9 protein-coding genes are annotated in these 9,084 nt (G+C 37.9%); 2 read left to right on the top strand and 7 right to left on the bottom strand.

What is annotated here, in order from left to right; translation table 11 throughout:
- Positions 1 to 172 precede the first annotated feature (172 nt).
- Positions 173 to 1,519 (bottom strand): glucose-6-phosphate isomerase, encoded by a 1,347-nt coding sequence (locus ACE38V_RS12230; protein WP_375841526.1) that lies wholly within the window; start codon positions 1,517 to 1,519, stop codon positions 173 to 175.
- 179 nt (positions 1,520 to 1,698) lie between these two features.
- The gene (locus ACE38V_RS12225) at positions 1,699 to 2,862 is read right to left on the bottom strand and encodes an iron-containing alcohol dehydrogenase (RefSeq protein ID WP_375841525.1); all 1,164 of its coding nucleotides are present in this window, start codon (positions 2,860 to 2,862) and stop codon (positions 1,699 to 1,701) included.
- 142 nt (positions 2,863 to 3,004) lie between these two features.
- Between ACE38V_RS12225 and ACE38V_RS12220 the strand changes: the two genes are divergently transcribed.
- Positions 3,005 to 3,238, top strand: coding sequence for a DUF378 domain-containing protein (locus ACE38V_RS12220; protein ID WP_375841524.1), 234 nt, complete (start codon positions 3,005 to 3,007; stop codon positions 3,236 to 3,238).
- 381 nt (positions 3,239 to 3,619) lie between these two features.
- On the opposite strand, the gene ACE38V_RS12215 is transcribed toward ACE38V_RS12220, so the two are convergent.
- The 3 genes from ACE38V_RS12215 to yugI all read right to left on the bottom strand — a co-directional run bounded on the left by ACE38V_RS12215 (position 3,620) and on the right by yugI (position 6,780).
- Positions 3,620 to 4,819 (bottom strand): ornithine--oxo-acid transaminase, encoded by a 1,200-nt coding sequence (locus tag ACE38V_RS12215; protein ID WP_375841523.1) that lies wholly within the window; start codon positions 4,817 to 4,819, stop codon positions 3,620 to 3,622.
- A 173-nt stretch (positions 4,820 to 4,992) separates the two neighbouring features.
- Complete coding sequence (locus ACE38V_RS12210; RefSeq protein ID WP_375841522.1) at positions 4,993 to 6,144, bottom strand: cation:proton antiporter; 1,152 nt, start codon at positions 6,142 to 6,144, stop codon at positions 4,993 to 4,995.
- Between the two features lie 246 nt (positions 6,145 to 6,390).
- On the bottom strand, positions 6,391 to 6,780 hold the full coding sequence (yugI, locus tag ACE38V_RS12205; protein WP_375841521.1) for a S1 domain-containing post-transcriptional regulator GSP13: 390 nt from the start codon (positions 6,778 to 6,780) through the stop codon (positions 6,391 to 6,393).
- A 190-nt stretch (positions 6,781 to 6,970) separates the two neighbouring features.
- Between yugI and ACE38V_RS12200 the strand changes: the two genes are divergently transcribed.
- The gene (locus ACE38V_RS12200; RefSeq protein ID WP_375841520.1) at positions 6,971 to 7,168 is read left to right on the top strand and encodes a helix-turn-helix domain-containing protein; all 198 of its coding nucleotides are present in this window, start codon (positions 6,971 to 6,973) and stop codon (positions 7,166 to 7,168) included.
- 162 nt (positions 7,169 to 7,330) lie between these two features.
- On the opposite strand, the gene ACE38V_RS12195 is transcribed toward ACE38V_RS12200, so the two are convergent.
- Both ACE38V_RS12195 and ACE38V_RS12190 read right to left on the bottom strand, forming a co-directional pair.
- Entirely contained in the window at positions 7,331 to 8,497 is a 1,167-nt protein-coding gene (locus ACE38V_RS12195) for an aminotransferase (RefSeq protein WP_375841519.1), read from the bottom strand.
- On the bottom strand, positions 8,497 to 8,997 hold the full coding sequence (locus ACE38V_RS12190; protein WP_375841518.1) for an Lrp/AsnC family transcriptional regulator: 501 nt from the start codon (positions 8,995 to 8,997) through the stop codon (positions 8,497 to 8,499). The genes ACE38V_RS12195 and ACE38V_RS12190 overlap by 1 nt, the downstream gene beginning before the upstream one ends.
- Positions 8,998 to 9,084: the final 87 nt, after the last annotated feature.

Raw genomic sequence — 9,084 nt, 5'->3', positions numbered from 1 at the left:
CGAAAGCTAAAATAAGCCCATATTTTTCTTGTGCAGAATATGTCCCCCTCTTAGCCATAAAAAAACCCCCAATAAAGTAAACAGATTTTTATTATTTCATCTGTCCACCTTATTGGGAGCATATCATAAAAGGACCAACACTCTTTTGATATTGCTATTTTCTTTCTGATTATTATAAGCGCTTTTCAAGCTCTGCTTTCTTTTCTTCAAATCCTGGTTTGCCTAATAAAGCAAACATATTGACTTTATATGCTTCAACACCAGGTTGGTCAAATGGATTAACGCCTAATAAATAGCCGCTCATCGCACATGCTTTTTCAAAGAAGTATACTAAATAACCAAATGTGTACTCATCCATTTTAGGAATCGATACAATTAGGTTTGGAACTCCGCCATCAGTATGAGCAAGCATTGTCCCTTCAAACGCTTTATTATTGACAAAATCAACTGTTTTTCCAGCTAAATAGTTCAATCCATCTAAATCAGATTGCTCTTCTTCAATCGTTAACTCATGGCGAGGACTTTCCACTTTAATAACCGTTTCAAACAAATCGCGGCGACCTTCTTGAACATATTGACCAAGTGAATGTAAATCGGTTGAGAAATTGGCAGAAGAAGGATAAATTCCTTTTTGGTCTTTTCCTTCACTTTCCCCAAATAACTGTTTCCACCATTCAGAGAAATATTGAAGACCTGGCTCATAATTGATTAACATTTCAATTGTTTTGCCTTTGTTATAAAGAACATTACGAACTGCCGCATATTGATAAGCTGGGTTTTCAGCCACTTCCGATTTGCCAAAATCTTCGCGCGCTGCAGCCGCTCCCTTCATCATAGTTTCAATATCAGCCCCACTAACAGCAATAGGTAATAAACCAACAGCAGTTAATACAGAGTAACGTCCACCGATATCATCAGGAATAACGAAGGTTTCATAGCCTTCTTCATTTGATAAAGTTTTTAATGCTCCACGAGCTTTGTCTGTGGTCGCAAAGATTCTTTTTCTAGCTTCGTCTACACCGTATTTTTCTTCAAGAAGCTTGCGGAAAATACGGAAGGCAATCGCTGGTTCTGTTGTCGTTCCAGATTTGGAAATAACATTAATGGAAAAGTCTTTTCCTGCAAGTAAGTCCATAACATCTCTCATATATGAAGAGCTGATGCTGTTTCCAACAAAAATAATTTGAGGAGTTTTTCTATTTTCCTGTGGCAAGGCATTGTAAAAGCTATGTTGAAGCATTTCAACTGCAGCACGTGCACCTAAATAAGATCCACCGATTCCAATAACTAATAGCACATCTGAATCCGCTTTAATCTTTTCAGCTGCCTTTTGAATTCGTGAAAATTCTTCTTTGTCATAATTTACAGGTAGGTCAATCCATCCTAAGAAGTCGTTTCCTACACCCGTTTTTTCATGTAATGAATGATGAGCCACTTTAATTGCATCACTTAAATATGTAATTTCATGTTCACCAAAAAAACTAAGTGCTTTTGAGTAATCAAATCGAATATGTGTCATGAATGATCCTCCATCATTATTATTTACTATTTCACTTTATCGAAAGCTGTTGCCGGAATCAAGAAAATCCTTTACTTGTAAGCGTGTCCAATTATGACATTTTTTTTACGTTCTTTTTTAAATCCATGTAGAAAACAAGGAGCTTCTTCTTTTTATGAAAAAACTCCTTGCTTTCTTCATTATAACGAAGCGCGGTAAATAGCGATGACATCTTCACGATTTAATTTCTTAAATTTGCCAAATTCACCATTACTCATGGCTTTATCAGCCATTAATTCGATCTTGCTATCATCAATGCCATAATCAGCCAGTCTTGCTGGTGCACCAATGCTACTCCAAAACTCCCTTAGCTTTTCAATTCCCTCAAGACCAGCCTCTTCCGCTGATTTTCCCTCTGGGTTAACTCCAAATACCCGAACTGCTAATTGCTTAAATCGTTCCGGTTTTACCTTCAAATTATGCTTCATCCAATTAAGGAAAAGAATGGCAAGTCCTCCTCCATGCGGAATATCATAAATGGCTGATACTGCATGCTCAATATTATGAGTCGCCCAATCCCCATTGAATCCCATTGAAAGCATTCCGTTTAAGGCAATGGTTCCATTATAAAGAATGGTTGCACGATGTTCATAATTTTCCAGATCCTCTAATAATTTCGGAGCAGTTTCCATCACAGTCAATAAAAGGCCTTCACACATGCGATCCTGTAATAGAGTATTTTCTTCTAAATGAAAATAATGCTCAAAGGTATGTGACATCATATCCACAATACCATTAATGGTTTGGTCCTTTGGAACCGTAAAAGTATTCGTCGGATCCAATATCGAAAATTTTGGATAAACAGCAGGGCTTGCCCAGCCATATTTTTCATTAGTTTCCCAATTGGTAATAACAGAATTGGGGTTCATCTCTGAGCCAGTTGCCGCAAGCGTAAGGACTGTTCCAAATGGAAGAGCCTCCGTTGCAAACGCCTTTTTCGTTACAATATCCCAGGCATCTCCGTTGTATTTAGCTCCAGCAGCAATTAGTTTTGTACAATCGATAACACTGCCGCCGCCAACAGCCAAAATAAATTCAATACCTTCATTTTTACAAATTTCAATTCCCTTACGTGCAGTTGCAATTCTAGGATTCGGTTCTACTCCTGAAAGTTCAAATATCTCTGCTTCGATGTCTTTCAAGTTACTATTCACTTGATCATATAATCCATTTTTCTTGATGCTGCCGCCACCATAAACAAGTAAAACCTTTTTGCCATAGCGTGTGACTTCTGTTTTCAATTGTTCCAGTTGATTTTTCCCAAAAATTAATTTTGTTGGATTCCAATAAGTAAAGTTCTGCAAAGAATTCAACCTCCTCTTCGAATATATTATCTAATAAAGCAGGGCTTAATGCAAAAATTTGGTTACGGCTACTAAATAATGAATAAATAAAGTTTCGATGAATCACTATATGAATGAACCCACTTTATAAGGAGGAAACATTATGAGTGCTATTCAACGTATTGCACTAGTTCTTACGATTATCGGAGCCATTAATTGGGGGTTAATCGGATTTTTTCAATACGATTTAGTTGCCGCTATTTTTGGAGGTCAATCATCCACACTCTCTCGGATTATTTACGGATTAGTGGGAATTTGTGGTCTCATTAACCTTGGCTTGTTATTCAAACCAAATGAAGAAATTGAAAGGGCCCCTCAGGCAAAACCAACTAGGTAAAGTGAAACTTCCATCAGTGGGGGTTTTCGACGCACAGGACGTGAAGTGTGCAGACTTATGTGTTGACGTCGCGCTTTTAGTCTGCCATTCATCCCCCACTGATGGTTAGTCACGCAGAGCCTGATTGATTTTTCTAAGGGCTGAAGCCCAAAGAAAAATCTTATTTCACTTATCACGCTCATAACGCCACATCCTGTGGCTTCGCCTGACTAGGACCTTAATCCCTCGTCGGACCTTTACGGACAGTTGATCTCCCACTTATCTTCTTCGTATTCTCAGAATCTTGAAGTGGGAGTCAAAATGTCCGTTAAGAGTGGGATAAATTTCAAAAAAAATCCTTGCATAACTTCTGCAAGGATTTTTACTCTTATCATTTAGTTATCAATTGTGATCCGTCAAAACTTTCCTAATACGCTCAATGGCCCAATCTAATTCTTCTTCAGTAATAATAAGTGGTGGAGCAAAACGTATTACATTTTCATGGGTTTCTTTACATAACAATCCTTCATCCTTTAACGCCTCACAGTACACTCTTGCAGGCTCATGAAGTTCTACACCAATAAATAAACCCTTTCCTCTTACTTCTTTAATAATTGGATTTTCAATTTCTTCTAACTTTGAAAGAAAATATTCACCTAAACGAAGGGAACGTTCTGCCAGTTTTTCTTCGATTAATACATCTAATGAGGCAATGGATACCGCACAAGCCATAGGATTTCCTCCAAATGTGGAACCATGTGAACCGGGATTAAAGACACCTAAGATATCTTTGCTTGAAACCACGCATGAGATAGGGAACACCCCGCCGCCTAGCGCTTTCCCCAGGATATACATATCTGGAATAACCTCATCCCATTCGCAAGCAAACATTTTTCCAGAACGTCCTAAACCTGCCTGGATTTCATCCGCAATAAGCAGCACGTGATTTTCTTTACAAAGCTCAGATGCCGCTTTCATGAAACCTGCTGGTGGAATGATGATGCCTGCCTCTCCTTGAATTGGTTCCACTAGAAAGGCTGCAGTGTTCGGTGTAATCGCGGACTTTAATGCTTCCAAATCGCCAAAAGGAATAAGCTTAATTCCAGGAAGCATCGGACCAAAACCACGCTTGTATTCATGATCAGAGGATAACGAAACGGCAGTCATGGTTCGACCATGGAAATTACCCGTGCAAGCTATGATTTCCGCTTGATTTTCCGCAACACCCTTCACATCATAAGCCCATCTGCGTGCAGCTTTGATCGCCGTTTCAACCGCTTCAGCCCCAGTATTCATTGGCAAAGCCATATCCATATTGGTTAAACGACAAATCTTTTCATACCAAGGTCCTAGCTGATCATTATGGAAAGCACGTGACGTCAATGTGACCCTGTCCGCCTGTTCCTTTAATGCCCTGATAATCTTCGGATGCCGGTGTCCTTGATTCACAGCGGAATATGCACTAAGCATATCCATATATTTGTTCCCTTCAGGATCCTCAACCCAGACCCCATTTGCTTTAGAGATGACGATTGGAAGAGGGTGATAATTTCTTGCTCCGAATTTTTCGGTTTGTTCAATAATCGTTTCTGAATTGGTCATAACCATTCCTCCATTTCTCATTATCTTCTAAATAATCAAATAGATGTATCATCTGAATAGTTTGAAAATCGTATCAACTATATGATAACACACCGACATCAATTCTTTGTATGATTGTTTTTAAATGTATTTGAACAATAATCAGTCGTGTAGAGTCATTCTAGACCAACCTTTTATATGACCTTTTTCATTCTCTGTTTTTCAGTCTTAAAAAACAGCTTCATCATTGGAGGTGTTACAATTGTAGTGACAAGTACGACTACAATGAGAACAGCAAATAAATCTTGTGTTAGCAATTTTGCTTCCATTCCAATAGAAGCAATAATCAGGGCTACTTCCCCCCTCGATACCATAGCAGATCCAATCCCTAATGAACTTTTCCAATTAAAACCTGCTACTTTTGCTCCGAGAGCAGATCCAATTAACTTCGAGACGATCGCAATAATACTCAAAATCACAATGAGCCCTAAATGATCAGAAATCCCACCAAATTCAGCACTTACACCAATGGTTGTAAAAAATACTGGTACAAATAATGAATAGCTGATCGTCTCAACCTTTTCAAAAACTTCCTCCCTGTACTGTGTAACACTGATAGCAACACCGGCAATATATGCTCCAATAATAGCAGCAACACCAGTAAATTCAGCAAAATAAGCAAATAGAAAACAAATAATGAGTGCGGAAGAAAGAACGGCTTCAGAAATCCTTAATGGGGCAAACCTCCGAAGAACCCATGGGACAACCTTCCAACCAACAAGGATAGCTCCACCAAAAAAGAACACTTTTTTTACAATGATTTGACCTAAGTGTACATCCTCACCAGTGAAGCTCATCAAAAATGCTAAGGCTATAATAACGAGAACATCATCTATGACCGCTGCACCTAAAATCGTTGTCCCTTCACGAGATTTTAATTGATTCAATTCTTTCAAAGCCTGAACAGATATACTAACACTCGTTGCAGATAATAATAATCCTAAAAACCATGATTGTATTTGTGAAAGATCCATAAAAATCCCTGCTAAATACCCAAGCAATAACGGAACAACAATCCCATTCACCCCTACAAAGCCTGCCGCTTTTCCGGTTCGTTTAAAATCATCCAAATCTGTTTCCAAACCGGCAATAAACATAAGCAATATAACGCCGATTTGACTTATTTCATTAAGTGTTTCTGTTTCTGAAATAATGCCAAGTACAGAGGGCCCCAACAAGATTCCAATTAATAATTTTCCCAGAACAGAGGGCTGACCGAGTTTTGCACTAATATCCCCTGCTATTTTTGAAGCAATTAAAATCACCGCTAATTGTAAAATTAACATCATGTATTCCTCCTCACCCCTATCTTTTGATGAAACCTAAATAACATGCAAAAAAGTCCATCACAAAAAGGACATAAATATCCCTTATGTGACAGACTCCTCCAAATAACTTTTATGATGTTGTCTATTGTTTATACGAACAACTGGATAAAAGGTTTCAATTTTTTTATCCTCTGAATTTAATGATTAATAAAACTTGCACGAAAGAAAAAAGCCAAGCATTCGCTTGGTCTTTATCATTTACTATTATTTTTGAGATTGCTCAATCCACTCTTGAAGCTTATCTTTAAGAGTATTGAATCCTTGTGGCTGTTCAGTATCCTGTTGGATCGCTGCTGCAGCTTGACGTCTACGTGGTTTTTTTACCTTTTGAGCCTCAATTTGTACTGGTGCTTCTTCTGTTGCACGAATAGATAAACCAATTTTTCCTGCCTTTTGGTCAACAGAAAGAACTTTCACATTCACTTCATCGCCTACTTTAAGGAAATCATTGATATCCTTAACATAACCATGAGTAATTTCTGAAATGTGTACAAGTCCTTGAATATTTTCATCTAGGGCAACAAATGCTCCATAAGGTTGAATTCCCGTAACTTTTCCAGTTAATACACTGCCTACTTCAATAGTTTCTGCCATAGAAACACTCCTAAACCTTTATTTTTATCTCATTATACGCAATAAAAAATTATATCATAAAAATTACATTTATACAAAAATCATGCTCAAGTGCAAACCTCAATTAACAGAATGTTCACGAAAATAAACTATGTCATTATTTACACTATGATAAAATCAACTTAAAGAAATAGTGGAGGGGGGATTTTATATGCCAACATTAGGACAAAATATTAAGAAGGCTCGTGAAGACCAAAATCTTACACAAGAAGAGCTCGCTTTAAAGCTGAGAATCGGGGCAGCAAGGGTCGCAAAATATGAATCGGGAGAGCAAACCCCTGATAATAATATGATTCTTTTGATTTCCACAGTTCTTGATATACCCACTTCAGAGTTACTGCAACAATAATCTTCAGATGACCTAATGAAAAAACACCGTTTCATTTTTAATTAAATTTTTCTAAAAATGTATAAAAAGAGGAATACTGGATATCCTTGTGATAAGGCTTTCTAGTATTCCCCCCTTTTTAGTTGGACAAAACGACAATCGTTTGTCCTTTTTTTCTTTCAGCTAAAATTGCTGTAAAAATCGTTTCATTCTACTTACTGCTTCCTGTAGCTGTTCCATTGACGTCGCATAAGAGCAACGGACATAGCCTTCACCACTTATGCCAAATACGTCACCAGGAACCACTGCAACTTGCTCTTCAAGCAATAATTTCTCAGCGAATTGTTCAGAGGTTAACCCTGTACTTTTAATAGATGGAAATGCATAAAACGCTCCACCCGGTACATGACAGGTTAGCCCAATCTCATTTAAGGATTGGACAAAATAATTTCGGCGTCTACGATAGCTTTTTTTCATCTCTTCTACATCTTCTCTTCCGTTCTTTAATGCCTCAACTGCGGCAAATTGAGACATGGTTGGAGCACACATCATTCCATATTGATGGATTTTCAGCATCGCTTCTGTGATTTCAACTGGTGCACAGACAAATCCAAGCCGCCATCCAGTCATGGCAAACCCCTTTGAAAATCCTGAGATTAAAATCGTTCTCTCCTTCATTCCTTCTATGGAGCTCATACTTGTATATTTCTCATCATAGCTTAGCTCAGCGTAGATCTCATCAGAAAAGACCAATAAATCATATTTCTTAACAAAATCAGTAAACCCTTCTAATTCTTGCTTCGTCATCATCGATCCTGTTGGATTATTAGGGGAACAAATAATAATGGCCTTCGTTCTCGAAGTCACAACAGCTTCAAGTTGATCTGGTGTTACTTTGAAATCATTTTCCTTTAATGTTTGGAGTTCAATTGGTTTTCCGCCTGCTAAGGTCACTAAAGGTGCATAAGCGACAAAACATGGATTCAATACAATAACCTCATCACCGGGATCGATTACCGCTCTTAGGGCAATATCCAATGCCTGACTTGCACCAACCGTAACAATGATTTGATTCTTTGGGTTGTAATCAACCTTAAATCGACTGCTCATATATTTGGCAATTTCTTCTCTTAACTCCATTAAACCCGCATTTGCTGTATAGGAGGTATAGCCCTGTTCAAGAGATAAAATGGCTGCTTCCCTTATCGACCAGGATGTGACAAAATCTGGCTCACCTACTCCTAAAGAAATAACTCCCTCCATTCCCGCTGCTAAATCAAAAAAACGGCGAATCCCTGAAGGTTTAAGTTCTTCAACTGTGCGGGAAATATATGATTTTGTTTGTTCCATTACGGTGACACCACGATTCGTTTATCTTCATCATTTTGTTCGAAGATTTTTCCATCATGCTTATATTTCTTTAATATGAAATGAGTGGTTGTAGAAATAACTGAATCCAGCGTAGATAATTTCTCTGACACAAAATGAGCGACCTCGTTCATTGAATTTCCTTCAATTACTACAGATAAATCATAGGCACCAGACATCAAATAAACGGACTTTACCTCTTTAAATCGGTAAATTCTTTGGGCGACATCATCAAATCCTACTCCGCGCTGAGGTGTAACCTTTACATCAATCATGGCCGTAACCCCTTCATGGCCTTCAACCTTTGACCAGTTCACAATTGATGTGTGGGTCACAATAATCTTTTGCTGTTCCAGTCTTTTGATGATTGCTTCAACATCCGCAACTGCTAAATTCGTCATTTTCGCAAGATCCTCATTAGTTGTTCTTGCGTTTTTTTCAAGAACTTCAAGGATTTCCAGTTCCTGTTCCGATAATCTCATGTCTTTCACTCCATAACCATTTATTAAAATACAATTATTATAGCAGAATTTTTCGACAATATCCCTTCAATTTGCTTCTCTTTTCAA

It is taken from the genome of Cytobacillus sp. Hz8 (assembly GCF_042263505.1).
GTDB lineage: Bacteria > Bacillota > Bacilli > Bacillales > Cytobacillaceae > Bacillus_BE.
Note: the sequence above shows the minus strand (reverse complement) of the source record. Positions and strands in the feature narration are given on the sequence as shown.